Source organism: Micromonospora sp. DT231 (genome assembly GCF_049847025.1).
Lineage (GTDB): Bacteria > Actinomycetota > Actinomycetes > Mycobacteriales > Micromonosporaceae > Micromonospora.
This window is the reverse complement of the sequence record NZ_JBNCNO010000005.1, coordinates 229,593-248,755: the sequence shown is the minus strand read 5'-3', so window position 1 is coordinate 248,755 and position 19,163 is coordinate 229,593. Positions and strand designations below refer to the sequence as shown.

The window sequence follows — 19,163 nt, the reverse complement described above, 5'->3', positions numbered from 1 at the left end:
GAAGGGGGAGCCGCCGCTCGCGGGAGTTGCCCGTGAGCGGCGGATCACTCCGTGCCGAGTCGGCTCTTCTGCACCTTGCCGAGCGCGTTGCGGGGCAGGGCCTCGACCAGCCGCACCTGTCGGGGACGCTTGTGCGTCGACAGCTGTCGGGCCACGAACTCGATGAGGTGCGCCTCGTCGATCCCGTCGCCCACGACGTACGCCGTCACCTGTTGGCCGAGGTCAGGGTGCGGAGTGCCGACCACCGCGGCCTCCCGGACGCCCGGATGCGCCAGCAGCGCGTCCTCCACCTCCCCGGCGCCGATCCGGTAACCGCCGCTCTTGATCAGATCGGTGGCTGCCCGGCCGACGATGCGATGCCAGCCGTCCGGGCCGATCGTGGCCACGTCGCCGGTGCGGAACCAACCGTCCGCGGTCCGGGTGGCGGCGTCCGCGTCGGGCCGGTTCAGGTACCCGTCGAAGAGGGTCGGGCCGCACACCTCCAGCTCGCCCATCGCCACCCCGTCGGTGGGCATCGAGCGGCCCTGCTCGTCGACGACCCGGGTGCGTACCCCCGGCAACGGCAGACCGACGGCGCCGGGCCGGCGGGGGCCGTCGGCGGTCGCGCTGATCGTGATCAACGTTTCGGTCATCCCGTACCGCTCGACGATCTCGTGGCCGGTGAGCCTGGTCAGGTCGGCGAAGACCGTCGCGGGCAGGGCGGCGCTGCCCGACACCAGCAGCCGCGCGGAGCGTAGCGCCCGGGCCGAGGTCTCGTCGGCGGCGATCCGGGACCAGATGGTGGGGACGCCGAAATAGAGGGAGCCGGCCGCCGCCGCGTACCGCTGGGGGCGGGGTTGGCCGACGTGGTGCAGCCGGCCGCCCACGCGCAGGGGGCCGAGCACCCCGAGCACCAGACCGTGCACGTGGAACAGCGGCAGGCCGTGCACGAGCAGGTCGTCGGGCGTCCACCGCCAGGCCGCGGCGAGCCCGTCGAGACAGGCGGCGATGGCTCGGCGGGAGAGCGTCACGCCCTTCGGCGCGCCGGTGGTGCCGCTGGTGTAGAGAATCAGCGCGATGCCGGCCGGGTCGGGCTCCGGATGGTGGGTGTCCGACCCTCGGCCCAGGTCGATCGGAATTGTCGGCAGCCCGTCGGGTGGCTGCTGGCGCTCACCGTGAGCCGGCACGAGCATCGCTCCGGGCGCCGAGTCACGCAGAATGTGCTCACGTTCCATCGGGCCGGCGTCCGGCGGCACCGGTATCACCGCGGATCCGGCCAGCAGCGCGCCGACGACACCGACCACCGTGTGCAGGCTGGCAGTCGCGTCGACGGCGACACGGTCCACACCGCGCAGGTCGTCGGCCACCGCGGCGGCGAGCCGTCGCAACTCGACCCACGACGTGGCCCGGTCGTCGATCCGGATCGCATCCGGACGCTCGTCGGTTGCCGAAAGCAGCCAGCTCAGCAGCACAGGCACGGGACCCTTCTCGTCGTGCCCCGCGTGCGCCACCGGCGTACGCGGGGTCAGCCGGTGCCGCCGAGGTGGTGCCAGGTGGAGCTGATGGCGGCTTCCAGTTCGGCGCGCATCCGCTGGGGATCCGCGGCCATCCGGGCCGCCACCGCGGCATCGGAGTAGAGCATGGTGATCGCGCCGACCAGGGTGCCCACCATGGCACCGACGAGCGCCGAGGCGGCTACCGGGTCCAGCGTGTCGGGATAGGCGTCGAGCAGCGCCCGGACGATCTCGCGTTGACCCTCCAACACCTTGCGCACGGCGCCGGCCTGTAGTGCCGGTGTCTGGAGGATCAGGTCGGCGCGGACACGCTCGGACTGGCCCATGAGGTCGGTGTCGGAGTGAAGAACCGAGTGGAACGCCCGGACCAGCAGTTGCGCGGGGGTCTCGTCCGGACCGGGGTGCGCCAGCACAGCGGTGAAGAGCTCCAGCTTGAGCGGGGGATCGTCGAACAGCACGTCCTCTTTGCTGGCGAAGTGGACGAAGAAGGTGCGGGGCGAGACGTCGGCGGCGGCCGTCACGTCGGCGATTGTGGTCTCGTCGTATCCCTTGCTGGCGAACAGTGCGATCGCCGCGTCGACGAGCGCCTGTCTGGTGCGCGCCTTCTTCCGCTCGCGAAGGCCCATGTTGCCCGTCATCGCTGCATCCTACAAGCCCGAATGTTGCATACATTGCAATCTTGCATAGAGTGCATCTAGGCTTCGGGCATGGAGAGAACCCTCGATCGGTTGGGGCGCACCACGGCCCGGCACCCTTGGCTGACGCTCGCGGCCTGGGTCGTGAGCGTCCTGGCGTTGCTCGGTGCGGCCCAGGTCAGCGGCGGCGCCTTCGTCAACGAATTCCGGATCCCCGGCGCGGAGTCGCAGCGCGCCGTGGACCTCACCCAGAAACACTTCGCCGAACTCGGCGCCGCCAGCGCCGACGTCGTCTGGCACAGCGACAGCGGCCCGCTCCACGAGCCGGCCCAGGCCGAGGCCATCCACGCGGTGGTCGCGGACTTCGCCGGACAACCGGACGTCCGGTCGGCCACCGACCCGCTGGCCGAGGAGGGCGGTCAGCTCAGCGCCGACGGCCGCACCGCGATCAGCTCCGTGCAGTACGACAGGGACCTCGGCGACCTCACCGCCGAGCAGAGCGAACGGCTCGACGCCGCCGCCGACAAGGCTCGTGCCGCCGGGCTGACGGTGGAGTTCCGCGGCCTGGTGGTGGATCTGGCCGCCACCCCGGAGACCAGCGGATCCGAGTTCATCGGCGTCGGGACGGCGCTGCTCGTCCTGCTGTTCGCGTTCGGGTCGGTGGTGGCCGCCGGCCTGCCCGTGCTGGTCGCCGTGCTCGGGCTGATGGCCGGCACCGCGCTGGTGTTGATCGTCGGAACCAGCATGGACATTCCGGCCATCGCACCGATCGTGGCGGTGATGCTCGGTCTCGGGGCGGGCGTCGACTACGCGCTGTTCGTGATCACCAAATTCCGGCACTACCTCGCGACCGGCATGCCGACGGTGGACGCCGTCGGCCGGGCACTCGCCACGGCAGGCCACGCGGTGCTGTTCGCCGGCGCGACAGTGGTGGCGGCGATTCTCGGGTTGCTGCTCACCGGCATCCCGTTCATCGGCGGCATGGGTGTGGCCGCGGCGTTGACCGTCGGCATGACGATGCTCGCCGCGCTGACCCTGCTGCCGGCGGTGCTCGGGTTGCTGGGGCCGAAGGTCAACGCCCTGCGCGTCGGCCGTCGGCGCACGGACGCGCCGGTCGCGGGAAAGCCCGGCGCGGGGCAGGCGACCGGCGGCTGGGGGCGGTGGGCGAGCCGGGTGGCGAAGAACCCCTACCCGTACGCCGCCGGCGCACTGCTGCTCCTCGTCGTGCTCACGATCCCGATGTTCAGCCTGCGGCTGGGCACCCCGGACGACGGCAACGCGCCGCCCAGCTTCACCCAGCGCAAGGCGTACGACAGGATCGCCACGGAGTTCGGGGCCGGCTGGAACGCGCCGTTCCTGGTCGTCGCCGACCTGCCGAGCGGTGGCCGGGGCGACGCCATGCTGGCGAGGTTGGGCAGCGGCCTCGCGGCCGATCCGGAAGTGTCCCTGGTGACCCCGGCCCACCTGAGCCCGGACGGCGGCTTCGCGCTGCTCACCGTGGTGCCCCGGCACTCGCCACAGGACGCCGAGGTCAGTGACCTGCTGCATCGCCTCCGCGACGAGGTGGCGCCGACAGCCGAGCGGGGCACGGACGGGACAATCTACGTCGGCGGTCCCACCGCCTTCGTCACGGACCTGTCCGACGCGGTCGGCGGTCGGCTGCCCTGGATGGTGCTTGCCGTGCTCGTCGTGGCGGCGCTACTGCTGATCGCGATGTTCCGGGCGCCCGTGCTCGCCCTCAAGGCGGCGGTGCTGGCGCTGCTGTCGATCGGCGCCGCGTTCGGCGTCCTGGTGGCCGTCTTCCAGTGGGGCTGGGGCCTGTCGCTGATCGGCATCGACGAACCCGTGCCGATCATGTCGATGGTGCCGATGCTGTTGTTCGCGGTCCTTTTCGGACTCTCCATGGACTACGAGGTGTTCCTGCTCTCGGCCGTCAAGGAGGAGTACGACAGTGGCCACGACGCACAGCGGGCCATCGTGGTCGGCGTGGACAGCACGGGCCGGCTGATCACCGCCGCCGCGGCGATCATGACGGTGGTGTTCCTGTCCTTCGTGCCGATCGAGGACACCAGCATCAAGATGATCGGTATCGGACTGGCGACCGCCGTCATCATCGACGTCACAGTCATCCGCCTGGTGCTCGGCCCGGCGGTGTTGAGCATTCTCGGGTCGGCCGCCTGGCGTCGGTGGCCGGGCCGGCGTCACCCAGAGTCTCAGCCTGCCCGGGGCGACCACAGCAAAAGGCAGGGAGATCCGACTCCCTGCCACTTCTAACTTATAGCGTACCGGGGGGCTTGCGGCAAGACCCGGGTCCTGCCGCAGAATCGGCGGCTGCGGTGCGCCCGAGCGCGGCCGCGGAGGAGGTGTGGCGATGATCGAGCCGTACGTTGTGGATCTTCGAGAGGTGGACCGGACCTCTGTCGCGCTCGTTGGCGGCAAGGGCGCGAACCTGGGCGGACTGACCCGGATCGACGGCGTCCGGGTGCCAGCCGGCTTCTGCGTCACGACTGCCGCCTTCCGGCGGATCGTGGCGCAGGGGCCCGCGATCGGCGATCTGCTCGATGAGCTGGCGCGCCTGAGGCCGGACGACCGGGAGGCGATCCGCGTGCTCAGCGCCGAGGTCCGCCAGCGCATCGAGGGGACCGCCATCCCTGACGACCTCGGGGCGGCGATCACCCGCGCGCTCCTCGTGCACGGGGAGCAATCCGCCTACGCCGTGCGGTCCAGCGCGACGGCGGAGGACATGCCGACGGCCTCCTTCGCCGGCCAGCAGGACACCTACCTGAACGTCCAGGGTCCGACGGCGGTCCTCGCGCACGTCGGCCGGTGCTGGGCGTCGCTGTTCACCGAGCGGGCCGTGACCTACCGCCTCCGCAACGGCTTCGACCACCGCAGGGTCGGGATGGCCGTGGTCGTCCAGCAGATGGTCTTCCCACGGTCGGCCGGCATCCTCTTCACGGCCGACCCCGTCACCGGCAACCGGCAGGTCGCCACCGTGGACGCCAGCTTCGGCCTCGGCGAGGCACTGGTCTCCGGCCGGGTGAACCCGGACGTCTTCCGGGTGCGCGACGGTGCGGTCGTCGACAGGGCGGTCGCCGCCAAACAGGTCGCCGTGCACGCCCTGCCCGGTGGCGGGACGCACGAGGTGACGATCGACAGCCAGCGGCAGGAGCAGCCGGCGCTGACCGATGAGCAGGCCCTCCGGCTCGTGCGCCTCGGGCGACGGATCGAGGCGCGGTTCGGCTGTCCGCAGGACATCGAGTGGTGCCTGGTCGACGATGACTTCCAGATCGTGCAGAGCCGGCCGATCACCACGCTCTTCCCCATCCCCGTGGCCGACGACCAGGAGAACCACATCTATCTCTCCGTCGGCCACCAGCAGATGATGACCGATCCCATGAAGCCGCTGGGCCTCTCCATGTGGCAGCTGACGGCCATGACGCCGATGCACGAGGCCGGCGGCAGGCTGTTCGTCGACGCGACCCGGATGCTGGCCGCGCCGGCGAGCCGCGCCAGCTTCCTGGAGATGGCCGGCCGGACCGATCCGCTGACCGGGGACGCGCTGCGGACCGTCCTCGACCGCCCCGGCTTCGTCCCGGCGCTGCCGGACAGCGGTCCCCTCCGGCCGCCGGGCGGTGCCACCGCCACCCCGATCGCCACCGACCCGGCCATCGTCACCCAACTGGTCGAGCGCAACGAGGCGTCCGTCGCCGCCCTGCGGCACGACATCGCCCCGTTGACCGGACCAGCGCTGTTCGACTTCCTGCTGAAGGCCTTCGACGAGCACAGGCGCGACCTCGGCGATCCGTTGAGCATGCAGGCGATCATGGCGGGGATGCAGGCCACCTGGTGGCTCAACGACCGGCTGGGGGAATGGCTCGGCGAGCGGAACGCCGCCGACACCCTCACCCTGTCCGCCCCCGGCAACGTCACGTCGGAGATGGGGCTCGCGCTGCTCGACGTCGCGGACGTGATCCGACCGCATCCGGAGGTGGTGGCGTTCCTGCGGGGCGTCGAGGACGACGGTTTCCTGGACGAGCTGCCGAAGCTCGCGGGCGGGGCCGAAGCGCGCGACGCCATCGAGGCCTACCTCGACCGGTACGGCATGCGCTGCGTCGGCGAGATCGACATCACGAGACCGCGGTGGCGCGAACGCCCGGCCACGCTCCTGCCCGTGCTCCTCGACAACGTCGCGAACTTCGCGCCGGGCGCCGCCCAGCAGCGCTTCGAGCAGGGGAGGCAGGAGGCGCAGCGGAAGACGCGCGAGGTGTTGACGCGCCTGCGGGCGCTGCCGGACGGTGAGCAGAAGGCCGACGAGACCGAGCGGATGATCGAACGGGTCCGGACCTTCGTCGGCTACCGGGAGTACCCGAAGTACGGCATCATCAGCCGCTACTTCGTCTACAAGCAGGCCCTGCTGCGAGAGATCGAGCGCCTCGTGCGGGCCGACGTGCTCCGCGAGCCGGAGGACGCCTTCTACCTCACGTTCCAGGAGTTGCACGACGTCGTGCGCTCTCACCGGGTGGACCACACGCTGATCCGGCAACGCAGGGACGCGTTCCGGTCGTACCACGCGCTCACGCCGCCCCGGGTGCTGACCTCCGAGGGCGAGGCCCTCACCGGGGCGTACCGACGCGACGACGTCCCGGCCGGCGCTCTGGTCGGCCTACCGGTCTCGGCCGGGACGATCGAGGGGCGCGCCCGCGTCATCCTGGACCTGGCACAGGCTCATCTCGAACCCGGCGACATCCTCGTCACGGCGCACACGGATCCGAGCTGGACGCCCCTCTTCGTCGCCATCGCGGGCCTGGTGACGGAGGTCGGCGGGTTGATGACACACGGCGCGGTGATCGCCCGGGAGTACGGCCTGCCGGCTGTCGTCAGCGTGGTGGACGCCACCCGGCTGATCGCCGACGGACAGCGGATCCGCGTACACGGCAGTGACGGGTACGTCGAGATTCTGCCGTGACGGCCGGTCGTCGTCGCGGTGGACCACCGACGGCGGCGGTCGCGCCGATAATTCGGTGCGACCGCCGCGTGGGCCCCTCTAGGGTGGAGCGATGTCGCCGGTCAAGCAGGTCCAGATCACCTTCGACTGCGCGGAGCCGGAGCGTGTCGCCCGGTTCTGGTGTGCGGTGTTGGGATACGTCGTACCGCCGCCGCCGGAGGGCTTCGCCACCTGGGACGATTTCGAGGCGACCCGGCCGGCTGCGCAGCGGGGTTCGGCGTTCGCCTGCGCTGATCCCTCCGGGGTGGGCCCGCGCCTGTTCTTCCAGCGCGTCCCCGAAGGCAAGATCGTCAAGAATCGGCTGCACCTCGACGTGCGGGTCGGCACCGGGCTCGTGGGCGGCGAGCGGCTGGCCGCGCTGGAGGCCGAATGCACGCGACTTGTCGCGCTCGGCGCAACGCGCGTGCGGCTGCTGACCGCCGACGAGGACAACGAGTCGTGCCTCGTGATGCAGGACGTCGAGGGCAACGAGTTCTGTCTCGGCTGAGGGGCCGCGCCACCCGCGACTAGATCGGGAACCGGCCCCGGCGCCAGCGCCAGTGGCGGCCGGCCGCCAGGTGGTCGACGACCGCACGCCGGAGCACGGTGTCGCGCGGCAACTCGTCGAGTGGCGTGGTCAGGGTGCGGAACACGAATCGTCGCACCTCGACATCGGCGTCCAGCCCCTCCGGCTCCTCGTAGGGGTCCAGCACGAAGCGTTGTTGGAACCGGATGATGTGGGAGTCCGCGGGCAGGTACTCCCGCAACTGCGGGTCGAGCAGCCAGGATCCGCAGGCGAACGCCGTGTAGTGCTCGTCGGGGAAGTGACGGGGGAAGAACGCGCGGGCCTCGTCGAGCGACGCCTCGACGGCCTCCGGGGTCAGCGGCCCCGCCTCGGGGATGTGCAGGTCGATGGCCGTGCCGCCGCGCTGGTGCTGCAATCGGCCCAACTGGTAGAGGCCGCCGCGCGCGTGCAGCGTCAGCCAGCTCTGCATGACCGGCCAACCCTCGCCGCGCATCCGCCTGTCGATCGCGAGGTTGCGGCCCAGGTCCGCGAGGGTCGCCCAGGACACCTCGTCGGTGATGCCGTGGTCGCGGTGGTATCCCCGGACGACGTCGACCAGGGCCAGGTACGCGTACACGTAGAGGTGCCGCCAGGCGGGACCTCGGTCGCGCGGCAGCTCCGGACCGGGCGGCAGCCAGCCGTGGCCACCGAGATCGGCGAGAACCAGGGCGGTCGAGCGGTCGAGCAGCCAGCGCAACTCCGGTGTCCACAGTGGTGAATTGGGGTGGGGCCAGCCCGCCATGATCTCGGCGGCGTCGTCCGGTCGTACCGCGAGCCGGGCGAGGATCGCTGGCGCGTCGGCCGGGGCGGGCAGCGGGGCCGACGGCCCGTCGTTCGCCAGGCGGTGCACGCGGTCGACGGCCTCGACGGGCACCCCGAGCTGGTCGGCGACGACCTCCAGATCCACGCGAGCGATCGTACCGGCGGTGGACTCGCCCCATCGCCCGTCGATGCTCTGGCGGCCCCGATCCCTGGCGAGCCACCGGCGTGGCGTCGGGTGATCCGGCAGCGGCGCCCGGTGTGGCACGGGACACGAGTTTGCCCCGTCTGGCGTCAGCCGTCCTGACTGGGGCATCAGTAGTCGTTCGGCGGTTCTGCGCCGCCGAGCGCGGTCTGTCGGTATTCGGTTCCCCGCCGACCGGTCGGGCCGAGGTCCGGTGGCAACCGCTCGCCGCCGTTGCTAGAGTGAGATTGTTGCGGCAGCAAATTTATCGCTAGCAACTACTTCGACGGAAGGACCCTCCGATGACCAAGCTCGCCGTCATCTACTACTCCTCCACCGGCACCATTCACGCCATGGCCAAGCGGCTCGCCGAGGCCGGCGAGAAGGCCGGCGCCGAGGTGCGCCTGCGCCAGGTCCCGGAGCTTGCCCCGGCGGAGGCCATCGCCTCCAACGCCGCCTGGAGCCAGCACTTCGACGCCACCAAGGACGAGGCGAAGGCGACCGCCGACGACGTCGTCTGGGCCGACGCGGTGCTGTTCGGCAGCCCCACCCGGTTCGGCAACGTCGCCAGCCAGCTCAAGCAGTTCCTCGACACCCTCGGCCCGCAGTGGGCGCAGGGCCTGCTGGCCGACAAGGTGTACGCCGGCTTCACCGCGACCATGACCGCCCACGGTGGGCAGGAGTCCACGCTGCTGGCGCTCTACAACACGATCCACCACTTCGGCGGTCTGGTCGTCGCGCCCGGCTACACCGACCCGCTGAAGTTCGCCGACGGCAACCCGTACGGCGTCTCGCACGTCACCGGCGGCAGCAACGACGCCCCGCTGGGTGACGCGCAGCTCAACGCCCTCGACCACATGGCACAGCGGGTCGTCAAGATCGCCGACAAGCTCGCCGCCTGACCGCCCTCGCTGGGGCCGGTTTCCATCGGTGGAGACCGGCCCAGGCACTCGAACGCTTCCCGGGCTGGTCCGGGGCCGCGGGGCTGGGGTTGGTGGCCGCGGACAGCACGAGGGGGTTCCGATCACCACCATCGCCGAGCGGATGGCGGCGTCGTACTTCGACGCCATCAGGGGCCTCTGTGCGGTCACCCCGAAGGGCTGGTACGCCGAGCGGGGCACCGCCCGCGCAGCGCTGACCCACTCCGGGGTGGCGACGCTGAACGCGGCCTACGACACGACGCTCGAACCGGACCTCGTGGCGCTCGCCGAGATGGCGGTCGAGGTGGGCAGACAGGCCTCGCGCTGGTCGATAATGGTTCGCGGCGAGGCCGACGACGAGGTCCGCGCTCTCGCGGCTCGACACGGGCTGCTCCATCGCAGCGATGTGCCGATGCTGGCCTGCGGCGCGCAGGACGTTGTGTTCCGGTCCGACGCGAGGCGGCGAGAACCGGTCCGCCAGGTCCGCGCGGCGGAGGCCGACCTCTACACCGACACCCTCACGCGGGGCTTCGAAGCTCCCGAGGGCATCTTCGGTTCACTGATGAGCGGCGGTGTGCTCGACGCCGACTCCATCACCGGTTACCTGGCCGAGGAGTCCGGTCGGCCCGTCGGCACCGGGCTCGCGATGTCGACCTCCGGCGTGGTTGGCGTGTTCAACATCGCGGTCGTGCCATCCGCACGAGGCCGCGGACTGGGTCGCGAGATCACGGAGGCCGTACTGCGCGATGGCATCGCGGCCGGCGCGGACGCCGCCTACCTGCAGTCGAGCGCGATGGGCCGGGCGCTCTACGAGTCGATGGGGTTCGGTCTCGTGGAGACCTGGACCCTCTTCACAGCGGGCTGACCGCACAGCGGGCCGACGAGCACGCGTACGCGCAGGACGACGACCGCAGCGGAGAGGGAAGAGCAGACATGGGTTTCCGCGAGGACGTTCGCGCGGCCTTCCGTCGGGGCGAGACCGACGCGGTGGTGCGCATGAGCGAGGCCGAGATCGACAGGGCACGGGCCGCCGGTGATCCGGCGGGCGAGGTGGAGGCCCGCTACAGCCTCGCCCGGGTCGCCATCCGTGGTGGTGACCTCCCGGGCGGGGAGGCGCGCGCCCGGGAAGCGCTCGTGGTCGCCCTTCGGTCCGGCGATCGGAGTCTGGAGGAGCGGCCCCGCCACGTGCTGGCCGCGGTGGCCCGGATGTCCGGCGACCTGACCCGGGCCCGGCAGCTCTACCGGGAGAGCATCGCGCTCAACGAGGCTCTGGGCCAGCCCAAGCTCGCCAGCTCGGAGACCCACAACCTCGGGTTCTGCGAGTTGGGTCTCGGCAATCTCGACGCGGCGCGGGCCTTGTTCGCCGCGAGTCGGGAGAGGGTCTTCCGCAACGGCTGGGCGGACTTCGTCCCGTACGTCTGCCTGGCGGGCGCGGCGCTCGCGTCGGCCCACGGCGACCACGCGCGGGCCGGCCTGCTGGTCGCCGTCACGGACGCCGCCTTCGCGGAGCTGGGCCAGGTGCCCGACCCCGACGACGCGGCCGACCTGGCCGCCGTCCGGACGGCCGCGGTCGAGGCGCTCGGCGCGACCGGCTTCGCCGCGGAGTACGCGCGCGGCCAGCACCTCGCGCCGCGCGCGGCGTTCGTCGAGGACGCCGACTGACGCGATCGACACCGACCGCGCCGAGGACCCCGGCTACCCGGCCTCCGCGACCGCCGCGATGGCGGCATGGGGCCGCTGACCGCCCTCGGCCGGCCGCTGGACGCGTTCGACCTCCCGGAAGCCGGCCCGGCTGAGTCGCGCGGAGACCTCGTCCGGAGGCCAGCGGTACGCGGTCACCACCTTGTGCGCGAAGGGGCCGACCTCGTCGGCGTCGAAGAAGCCCAGCACCAGCTTGCCGCCCGGCGCCATCGCCCGGCGGAACTCACCGAGTACGCCGTCGACCTCCTCCGGCGGCAGGTGGATCAGCGAGTACCAGGCCAGGATGCCGTCGACGGAGCCGGTGTCGACGTCGAGGCGTTCGAACGACCCGAGGTGGAACTCGACGTCCGGGTGGGCCGCCCGCGCATGGGTGATGAACTCGGGGACCAGGTCGATCCCCCTGGCGTCGACGCCCAGCGACCGAAGGTAACCGGTGAGATGGCCAGGGCCACAGCCCAGGTCGAGCACCGTGCCGGTCTGACCGGCCAGGTGTCGGCCGATGAAGGCCGGGTCGTCCGGGTTGATCTTTTGGGTCGTGCCGAACAGGTCGATGTAGAGGTCTGCGACGGACCCGTACGCCTGCCGAACCTTCTCGCTCCGCACCGCCGGAACTATACGAGGCCCGGGTGGGGGTCAGGCGCAGGGCGCCGGGGTCGGGGGGCCGACGATCCGGTGGTGGCGGAGCTTGGCGCGGAGCCGGTCGGCGTCGGAATGGCCGAGGGCGCCGAGGATGTCCAACGCCCTCGTCCAGGCGACCCGGGCGGCCTCCGGGTCGCCCGCCGCCTGGTGGCTCTCCCCGGCGTGGGTGAGCGTGTCGGCCTCGTAGTAGCGGTCGCCGAGATCCCGGAACAGCTCCACCGCCCGCTGGTAACAGACGGACGCCTGCTGGAAGTCGCCGAGGTGGTGGTGGGCGTAGCCGATGCTGTCCCAGGTGTTGGCCTCCCCGAACCGGTCGCCCACCTCGCGGACGAGGCGCAGCGCCCGCCGGCAGTGCCGCAGGGCCGCGCCGTGGTCGCGGAGCTGGGCGTACTGCCAGCCGACCGAGTTGAGGGCGCGGGCCTGCAGGGCGCGGTCACCGACGGCTTCGACCAACGTCAGGGCGTGCTGCGCGTGGGCCAGGGCCTCCCGGTGCCGCCCCTGCCGGGCGCAGACCCAGGCGATGCTGCGGGCCACGTGCGCCTGGCCGGTCAGGTCGCCCAGGAGGACGTACAGGTCGGCCGCCTGCCGGAGCTGGGCGTGCGCCTCGGCGAACTGGCCCAGGTGGGCGCGGGCACGACCCAGACCACGGCGTACGCTCGCCGCCGCCCACCTGTCGGCGAGCAGGTCGGCGGCGGTCAACGCCGTCTCGTGGGTCGTGGTCCAGTCGTGCCAGTGACCCTTACGGTCGAAGAAGTCGGCCATCGTCCACGCCAACCGCCACGCGTGCGCGTAGAGCCCGTCCTCCGCCGCGCGGGTCACGGCGTTGAGCAGCACCGGATGCTCCGCGACGAACCAGGCCATCGCCTGTCCGGCGTCGGCCGGCGCCACCGCCGCGACGCCGGCGTGGACGATGCCCAGGTCGATCGGGTCGCGGAAGGGTTGCAGGAGCCGGGCGCCGGCATACGCGACGTGCAGATAGGAGTCGAGCACACGGCGCACGGCGGCCTTCCGCTCACCGTCGCTGTCGAGGTCGTGGGTCAGCTCGGTCGCGTAGACGCGCAGCAGGTCGTGGATCGCGTACCGGCCGGCCGTGTGCTCGATGACCAGGTGGGTGCGGGTCAGCTCGGTCAGCAGCGCCCGGGCCTCGCGCAGCGGGACGCCGGCCAGGCTGGCCGCGGCCGGCACGGCGATGTCCGGACCGCTGTGCAACCCCAGCAGCCGGAACATCCGACCGGCCGCCGGGCTCAGTGCGCGGTAGGACCACGAGAAGACCGCGCGTACGTCGGTGGTCGGGTCACCGCCGTCGAGGGCGTCCAACGCGTCGGCCGCGTCGCGTAACTCGCCGGCCAGGGCCGCCAGTGGGAAACCGGGACGGGTGGCGGCCCGCGAGGTGGCCACGGCCAGCGCGAGGGGCAGCCGGGCGCAGCTCGCGATGATCTGGTCGACGGCGACCGGCTCGCTGGCGACGCGATGACCGCCCAGCCGGCGGGCCAGCAGGTCCCGGGCCTCGGACGCGGGCAGCAGGTCGAGAGCGAGCGGCTGGGCGCCCTCGCCGGCGACGAGCGAGGTGAGCTGGTTGCGACTCGTCACCACGGCAACACAGCCGGCCGAGCCGGGCAGCAGCGGGCGGACCTGCTCCGCGTCGCGCGCGTTGTCGATCAGGACGAGGACCCGTCGGCCGGTCAGCAGACTGCGGTAGAGCGCGGCCTGTGCGGACAGGCCGGCCGGGACGCGCTGCACCGGCACACCGAGCGCGTCCAGGAATCCCCGGATCGCGTCGGCGGGGTCCAGCACCGCCCCACCGGCGTCGAAGCCCCGAAGGTTGACATAGAGCTGGCCGTCCGGGAAGCGGTCGGCGACCCGGTGGGCCCAGTGCACGGCGAGCGTCGTCTTGCCGACGCCCGGTGTCCCGGAGATGGTCGAGATGACCACCGCGGGCGGGTGTGGCGCACCCGGCCGACCGAGCCGGTCGTCGAGCCAGCGCACCTCGTCGTGACGACCGGCGAAGGCGCGTACCGCCGGGGGTAGTTGGGCCGGCGCGGACTCGCGGGCCGCGACCGCGACCACCTCCCCGGTCGGCGCCGACCAGGCGAGCGCCGGGTCCTGCGCCAGGATGGCGCTCTCCCGGTCGCGCAGCGCCGGGCTCGGCTCGATGCCCAGGTCGTCGCGCAGGGTGCGGCGCAACCGCCGGTACGTCGCGAGCGCGTCGGACTGTCGGCCGGCGCGGTAGAGCGCCACCATGAGTTGGTCGTGGATGTGCTCGTCGAGGGGATGGTTCTGGGCCGACAGCTCCAACTCCGGTACGAGTTGCGCGTGTTCGCCGAGCGCCAGGCGGTTGTCGGCGAGCGCGCGCACGGCGACCAACCGGAGGTGTTCCAGGCGTTCGGCCTGCGCGTGCAGCCAGTCGAGGCTGGCGACGTCGACGAGTGAACGACCCCGCCACAGGTCGAGGGCATCCGCCAGCAGCGCGCGGGCGTGCCCGTGGTCGGTCGACCGGGTGCCCTCGCGGATGAGCCGCTCGGCCACCTCGACGTCGGTGGCCTCGCCGGGCAGATCCAGCAGGTAGCCGGGTGGACGGCTCAGGATCGCGCTGCGCGCGCCGAGGACGCGACGCAGGTAGGACACGTGGCTCTGCAGGCTGTTCGGCGCGGTGGCGGGGGCCTGGTCCGCCCAGATCACGTCGATCAGGCGGTCGGTGCTGACGATGACGCCCGGGTGCAGGGCGAGCACGGCGAGCACGCCCTTGCGGCGGAGTCCGGAAATCGTACGGGCGGTCGTCTCCGTGGTCACGTCGACCGGTCCAAGAAGCCTGACTCGCATTGGGTCCCCCGCCTCGACCACACGATTCGACTCAGGTTATCGACGGAACCCGTGGCCTGGACGGCTCAGTCGGAGACCGGACGGTGCCGGCATTTTCAGCGCCACGTCAGCGTCGCGACAGTAGGCGCTGCCACAGTCGTTGCACTGCCCTGGCAGCAATCGTTTCCAGCTCTCCGTAGGAGGAAGTCAGCCATGAGATTCCGAATCCCCATCGCAGTTGCCGGCGCGCTCGTCGTGATGATGACGGCGTTGGTCGGCGGCACCGCCGCCAGCGCCGCCGCGGCCGGTGACATGGGCGTCAACGCAGTTCAGCGGTACACGATCTTCGTGCACACCGCGAACATCAACGGGGCCGGCACCGACGCCACCGTGAAGATGAAGGTCTACGGCACGGTCGCCGAATCGCCCGGCTATGTCAACCTCGACAACTCGGCCGACAACTTCGAGCGCAACAGCAATGACTATTTCGGGCCATTCTCGTGGTTCGACATCGGACGCCCGGACTTCATCGGTGTCTACAAGGGAAGTAATGGCTCCGAGTGGTACCCGGAGTACGCGCAGGTTTACGCGCACGCCACCGGAACCTGGTACAACTGCCCGATGAACGCCTACTACGGCGACGGCGAGGAGACCCGCTGGTTCGACTGCCCCTGAGATCGAGCCCGATCCGGCGCCTCGGCGGTGTCCCCGGCCAATCGACGGCCGGGGACACCGCCGCGCCCGGCGTTCACGATGGGCCGGCGACGCCTGGGCGCTCCAAGGGTCCGGCACAGTCGGGCCACTAGACTCCGCGCGTGAAGCATTGCCGACCCTCCTCCGCCAAGCGCACCGCGATCGGGGCGTTACTGCTGGTCTTGGCCGTAGCAGGCTGCAACTCCACGGCGGAATCGTCCTCCGGTGCCACGTGGTCGAGCCCTGACACCGCCGCTACCGCGACCGCCTCCCTCGCTGCTTCCCCCACAAGTCCCCGTGACGCCGGACCTTCCGTATCTTCCTCCCCCTCCGCGGACGCGTCACGGAAGCCCGAAGCGGCACAGGAGTCCACGGCGGCACCGAGGACGAAGGCGCCGAGCGGGGGCGGCACCACGTACCCGGCGTGTGCCGACGGCGACTGCACAGTGTCCTTCTCCGGTTCGGTCAAATTCCCGCTCGGCAGATGGACGGTGTCGTCCTCGGTGGAGGACGGCGGCGTCCGGGTGCGACTGACCGACGCCAATGGCAGGGGCGGCGGTGGCGGCTTCCTGTCGCGCCCCGGGTGCACTGTGGCGATACACGCCGACGGCGGCGGGCGAGTCGGATGCGACCAACCCGGAGCCGAGCCCAAACCGGGAGGGTGGGTCGTCAACCTGCTGGAACTGGACGGAAACAACGCGGTCATCCGAGCGGTCCTGGGCTGACTGTGCGGATCGCTGTCGCAGCCTGACGACTGGGCCGGGCACTGCTGAGCGCTCCGCCGCCATCGCGTGTTTGTGGCACCGGCCCGTCGGGCACAGAATCACCATGGCGAATGAACGAGTCAAGTCGGTCGGCGGCTACTTCATGCGACTTGTCGGCGGGGTGGCGGTCATCGTGGGCCTGCTGGGCCTCTTCGCGACCCTGGCCCAGGGCAACGTCACCGGGATAGTCCTCAGCATCATCTTCGTCGTGGGCGGTGTCGTCCTGCTCAAGAAGTCGCCAGACCTCGGCCGAGCGGGTCGGAGGGCACGCGGCCCCGCGTGACCCGCCACCGGCTCCCGCGCGAGAGCGCGAGGTGTCCGGCCTTACCCGCGCTCGCCGTCGATGCGGCGTTGTTCGGCATCGCGGAGCTGCCGGTAGAGCCTCGCCGCGGCCTGGTGACCGACTCGGTCCGCCGCCTCGGCGGCGACTCGCAGCACCACCACAGGCAACCGGGGGACCTGGTGCGCCTGCCGGTCGGCCTCGGCGAACACCACAGCGGCAAGCTCGGCGCTGGCGCAACGGGCCAGGAGGAAAAGCTCCCCCACGTACATCCGACCCAGGCCGACCTCGGTCCAGCCGGACACGTCGTGCAGGGCCCGGCGACACTCACGTAACGCCTCCCAGGCGGCGGCGTGGTCGCCGGCCTGGCGCTCCAGTTCGGCGAGGGACTGCCACGCCGACGCCGCATCCCATGCGGTGTCGGTGAACACCAGACTCTCCCGCTGCGCCGCAGCGGCCTCAGCGAACGCCCCGAGGTCGGCCAACTCATATCGCAGATGGCTCAGTGTGGACTCGTCCCGAGGCCGGTCCACCGCCCAGCGGTCCAACAACTCCAGCGCCAGCACCCGATCACCGACCAGTTTGGCGCGAGCGATCCAGGTGAGCGGGTCCTCGGCGTTCGGATCATCCGGGAAGAACGATCGTTTCCCTCGCCACCATTCCGCCAGCGTCTCCTCGGAGACCCACGGCTGGCCCTCCTCGTCAAACAGGTACGCCAGCACGTCGTCCCGCTCGGCGTGCCCGCTGTCCCGCACGAAGGCAACGGTGACCGGCACGCCGGCGGCGAACAGGTGCTCACCGTCGTAGCCAGACCAGGTGTCGAAGTTGGCCCGCTTGAGTTCCCAGTGCAGCCACACGTCCTCGACCTGTCGATACTCGGCGAGCAGATAGCCGGCCAGTTCGGTCTCGTCGGTCATGCCCTGGGACGGCGCCTCGCGTCGACACTGTGCCTCCTGCCTGGTCAGCCACCGCACCAGCGGGAGGTCCTCGGCCCGACGGCCGTACTGCAGCGCCCACAACACGCTCGCCCGCCGACAGGCGTTCTCGTCGCAGGCCTGGCCATCGGCGTCGGTGCCGCGCTCGTAGCGCAGCTCGTGCCACCCGGCCGAGGAGCTTCGTGCCCGTTCGAGTTCACGTCGCGCGGCCTCCATCACCCGTACACGATCCCACCGTCGGCGAGCCTTCGATGGCGCAGGGACCCGAGTCTCGGGCCGCAGCGCGCCACCAGCGGCGCGACGCCAACGCGGCAAGTCCGGCGCCGGCGGCGTTGAGCAGTACGTCGTCCACCGACGACACCCGATCCAGCCGCAGGACGTACTGCGCGGCCTCGACACCGACCGAGCAGCCCGCCGCGAGCGCGACGATCCGCGACACCGACGCCAGCGCCGCGAACATCGCCGTACACCTGCCGCCGGCCCTGGAGGCTCCCACTCCGGGATGGCGCCCCGGTGACCTGCATCCGCGACCAAGGTCCGGCACATGATCGTCGCCTCGACCTCACCACCGAAAGACGTAGGCCCGGCCCCCGAGTGGGAGCCGGGCCTTCTTGCGCCTCGGGGTCAGTGCTGCTTGGCGAACGAAAGGAAGGAGCGCCAGGTCTGGGCGCTGAAGTTGAGCGTTCCGCCGTCGCGGTTCTTGGTGTCGCGCACGAGTACGACGCCGGGGAGATTGTCGGCGACCTCTATGCAGTCGCCACCGTTGCTGCCGCTTCTGGTGCTCTTACGCCACTGCGCGCCGCTCATGTCCATGATGTTGCCGCTTCTCTCAGGAGTTGCACTGATCGCCCCCGGGGTAGAGCCTCACTCCGGATGAGTTCCCACCGCCGTTCGAGCGTACCAAGCTCGGACGCTTGCTCAACGATCTGCGCGTGCGCTTGGCTGTCCACATGCGCCACTCGCGTCCCGTTCGGTAGATCGGCAATGGTGAACGGTCCGTTGAGCCCTGGGTAGGCCATCGCTTCGCGCGGTATTACATGAAGCTCGACGTTGGGCAGTTCGGAGCATTGCACCAGGTAGTCAAGCTGGGCGGCCATGACCGATCGGTCCGCGGTGATGGGGCGTTCCAACACGGCCTGGTCCACGACGGCGACGAACAGCGGGCCGCGCTCCCGGGTCAGGACCGCCTGCCGGTCTATGCGTGCGGACACCAACTCGTCTATCTCAGCCGGTGTCAGCGCCTCCCACGCGAGCGTGGCTCGCGCGTACGCCTCGGTCTGTAGCAGGCCCGGCACCCACGCGAGTTGGAATGCGCGCAGCGCGAGCGCCTCCCGCTCGATGTCGACCCATCGACGAAACCAGGAAGGTTCTCGACGTTTCAAAACGTCCGGCCATAGTTCGGTTTCTTCTCGACCCAACAAGGCGGCGACCTTCGAGCGGTGCCGAGTCTGCGGGATGCTTCCAGGGTTCGCCCACTTGGCTGCTGTCTTGGGGTCAACGCCGATTTGACCTGCGAGGCTGTCCGCCGTCTCGCCCACCGCCGACATGGCTTCGATAACCGCGTGGTTCATCCTTTACCTCCTCAGATCGTCGCGATCGTCTACCGAAGGTAGTACAACGCAGTGTGTTCGTGACGCAACAGTCGGCAAGGTGGCGATAGGCGGCGCGGCCGGTGGAGGACTCGAGACTCGGCGGCCGCGTTCGTAAGAGGGGCCGCTCCTGGCGGGCGAGCATCCACAGGGGCGGCTCCTTCCCGACCGGCAGCAGGAGGAAACTGTGCCCGACGACTCCAAGCACGACAGCAAGCCC

At 71.1% G+C, this 19,163-nt stretch carries 17 protein-coding genes; 8 read left to right on the top strand and 9 right to left on the bottom strand.

The genetic code is table 11. From position 1 onward, the window contains the following. Positions 1-44: 44 nt before the first annotated feature. Both ACPXBU_RS15465 and ACPXBU_RS15460 read right to left on the bottom strand, forming a co-directional pair. A complete protein-coding gene (locus tag ACPXBU_RS15465) occupies positions 45-1,451 on the bottom strand; it encodes an acyl-CoA synthetase (RefSeq protein ID WP_425758773.1) in 1,407 nt (468 codons plus the stop codon). Positions 1,452-1,504: 53 nt separating this feature from the next. Further along, entirely contained in the window at positions 1,505-2,131 is a 627-nt protein-coding gene (locus tag ACPXBU_RS15460; RefSeq protein ID WP_393361459.1) for a TetR/AcrR family transcriptional regulator, read from the bottom strand. A 69-nt stretch (positions 2,132-2,200) separates the two neighbouring features. Between ACPXBU_RS15460 and ACPXBU_RS15455 the strand changes: the two genes are divergently transcribed. From ACPXBU_RS15455 to ACPXBU_RS15445, 3 genes are all read left to right on the top strand, one after another. Beyond that, the gene (locus ACPXBU_RS15455; protein WP_425758535.1) at positions 2,201-4,402 is read left to right on the top strand and encodes an MMPL family transporter; all 2,202 of its coding nucleotides are present in this window, start codon (positions 2,201-2,203) and stop codon (positions 4,400-4,402) included. 97 nt (positions 4,403-4,499) lie between these two features. Further along, complete coding sequence (gene rph / locus ACPXBU_RS15450; RefSeq protein WP_425758534.1) at positions 4,500-7,097, top strand: rifamycin-inactivating phosphotransferase; 2,598 nt, start codon at positions 4,500-4,502, stop codon at positions 7,095-7,097. Between the two features lie 91 nt (positions 7,098-7,188). Next, complete coding sequence (locus ACPXBU_RS15445; RefSeq protein ID WP_393361450.1) at positions 7,189-7,623, top strand: VOC family protein; 435 nt, start codon at positions 7,189-7,191, stop codon at positions 7,621-7,623. 19 nt (positions 7,624-7,642) lie between these two features. Here the strand turns inward: ACPXBU_RS15445 and ACPXBU_RS15440 are convergent, their stop codons facing one another. Next, positions 7,643-8,587: an acyltransferase domain-containing protein gene (locus tag ACPXBU_RS15440; protein WP_425758533.1), complete on the bottom strand. Its 945-nt coding sequence runs from the start codon at positions 8,585-8,587 to the stop codon at positions 7,643-7,645. A gap of 338 nt (positions 8,588-8,925) precedes the next feature. Here ACPXBU_RS15440 and wrbA point away from each other — a divergent pair, with 338 nt between their 5' ends. The 3 genes from wrbA to ACPXBU_RS15425 all read left to right on the top strand — a co-directional run bounded on the left by wrbA (position 8,926) and on the right by ACPXBU_RS15425 (position 11,205). Beyond that, complete coding sequence (gene wrbA / locus ACPXBU_RS15435) at positions 8,926-9,525, top strand: NAD(P)H:quinone oxidoreductase (RefSeq protein ID WP_393361444.1); 600 nt, start codon at positions 8,926-8,928, stop codon at positions 9,523-9,525. Between the two features lie 142 nt (positions 9,526-9,667). Continuing rightward, entirely contained in the window at positions 9,668-10,408 is a 741-nt protein-coding gene (locus tag ACPXBU_RS15430; RefSeq protein WP_425758532.1) for a GNAT family N-acetyltransferase, read from the top strand. A 68-nt stretch (positions 10,409-10,476) separates the two neighbouring features. Next, positions 10,477-11,205: a tetratricopeptide repeat protein gene (locus ACPXBU_RS15425; protein WP_425758531.1), complete on the top strand. Its 729-nt coding sequence runs from the start codon at positions 10,477-10,479 to the stop codon at positions 11,203-11,205. Between the two features lie 33 nt (positions 11,206-11,238). Here ACPXBU_RS15425 and ACPXBU_RS15420 read toward each other — a convergent pair whose 3' ends face one another. Both ACPXBU_RS15420 and ACPXBU_RS15415 read right to left on the bottom strand, forming a co-directional pair. After that, positions 11,239-11,847, bottom strand: coding sequence for a class I SAM-dependent methyltransferase (locus ACPXBU_RS15420; RefSeq protein WP_425758530.1), 609 nt, complete (start codon positions 11,845-11,847; stop codon positions 11,239-11,241). Between the two features lie 30 nt (positions 11,848-11,877). Continuing rightward, on the bottom strand, positions 11,878-14,673 hold the full coding sequence (locus ACPXBU_RS15415; RefSeq protein WP_425758529.1) for a BTAD domain-containing putative transcriptional regulator: 2,796 nt from the start codon (positions 14,671-14,673) through the stop codon (positions 11,878-11,880). A 222-nt stretch (positions 14,674-14,895) separates the two neighbouring features. On the opposite strand from ACPXBU_RS15415, the gene ACPXBU_RS15410 reads away from it, so the two are divergent. Both ACPXBU_RS15410 and ACPXBU_RS15405 read left to right on the top strand, forming a co-directional pair. Next, positions 14,896-15,357 carry a PLAT/LH2 domain-containing protein gene (locus ACPXBU_RS15410; protein WP_425758528.1) on the top strand — a complete coding sequence of 154 codons (462 nt, stop codon included), beginning with the start codon at positions 14,896-14,898 and terminating at the stop codon, positions 15,355-15,357. A gap of 846 nt (positions 15,358-16,203) precedes the next feature. Continuing rightward, positions 16,204-16,422, top strand: a complete 219-nt coding sequence (locus ACPXBU_RS15405) for a hypothetical protein (RefSeq protein ID WP_393361428.1) — start codon at positions 16,204-16,206, stop codon at positions 16,420-16,422. A 41-nt stretch (positions 16,423-16,463) separates the two neighbouring features. Here the strand turns inward: ACPXBU_RS15405 and ACPXBU_RS15400 are convergent, their stop codons facing one another. From ACPXBU_RS15400 to ACPXBU_RS15385, 4 genes are all read right to left on the bottom strand, one after another. Beyond that, on the bottom strand, positions 16,464-17,570 hold the full coding sequence (locus tag ACPXBU_RS15400) for a hypothetical protein (protein ID WP_425758772.1): 1,107 nt from the start codon (positions 17,568-17,570) through the stop codon (positions 16,464-16,466). Further along, complete coding sequence (locus ACPXBU_RS15395; protein WP_425758527.1) at positions 17,551-17,814, bottom strand: VanZ family protein; 264 nt, start codon at positions 17,812-17,814, stop codon at positions 17,551-17,553. The genes ACPXBU_RS15400 and ACPXBU_RS15395 overlap by 20 nt, the downstream gene beginning before the upstream one ends. Positions 17,815-17,978: 164 nt before the next feature. Next, positions 17,979-18,161, bottom strand: a complete 183-nt coding sequence (locus tag ACPXBU_RS15390; protein WP_393361423.1) for a DUF397 domain-containing protein — start codon at positions 18,159-18,161, stop codon at positions 17,979-17,981. Further along, positions 18,158-18,925 (bottom strand): DUF5753 domain-containing protein, encoded by a 768-nt coding sequence (locus tag ACPXBU_RS15385; protein WP_393361420.1) that lies wholly within the window; start codon positions 18,923-18,925, stop codon positions 18,158-18,160. The genes ACPXBU_RS15390 and ACPXBU_RS15385 overlap by 4 nt, the downstream gene beginning before the upstream one ends. Positions 18,926-19,163: the final 238 nt, after the last annotated feature.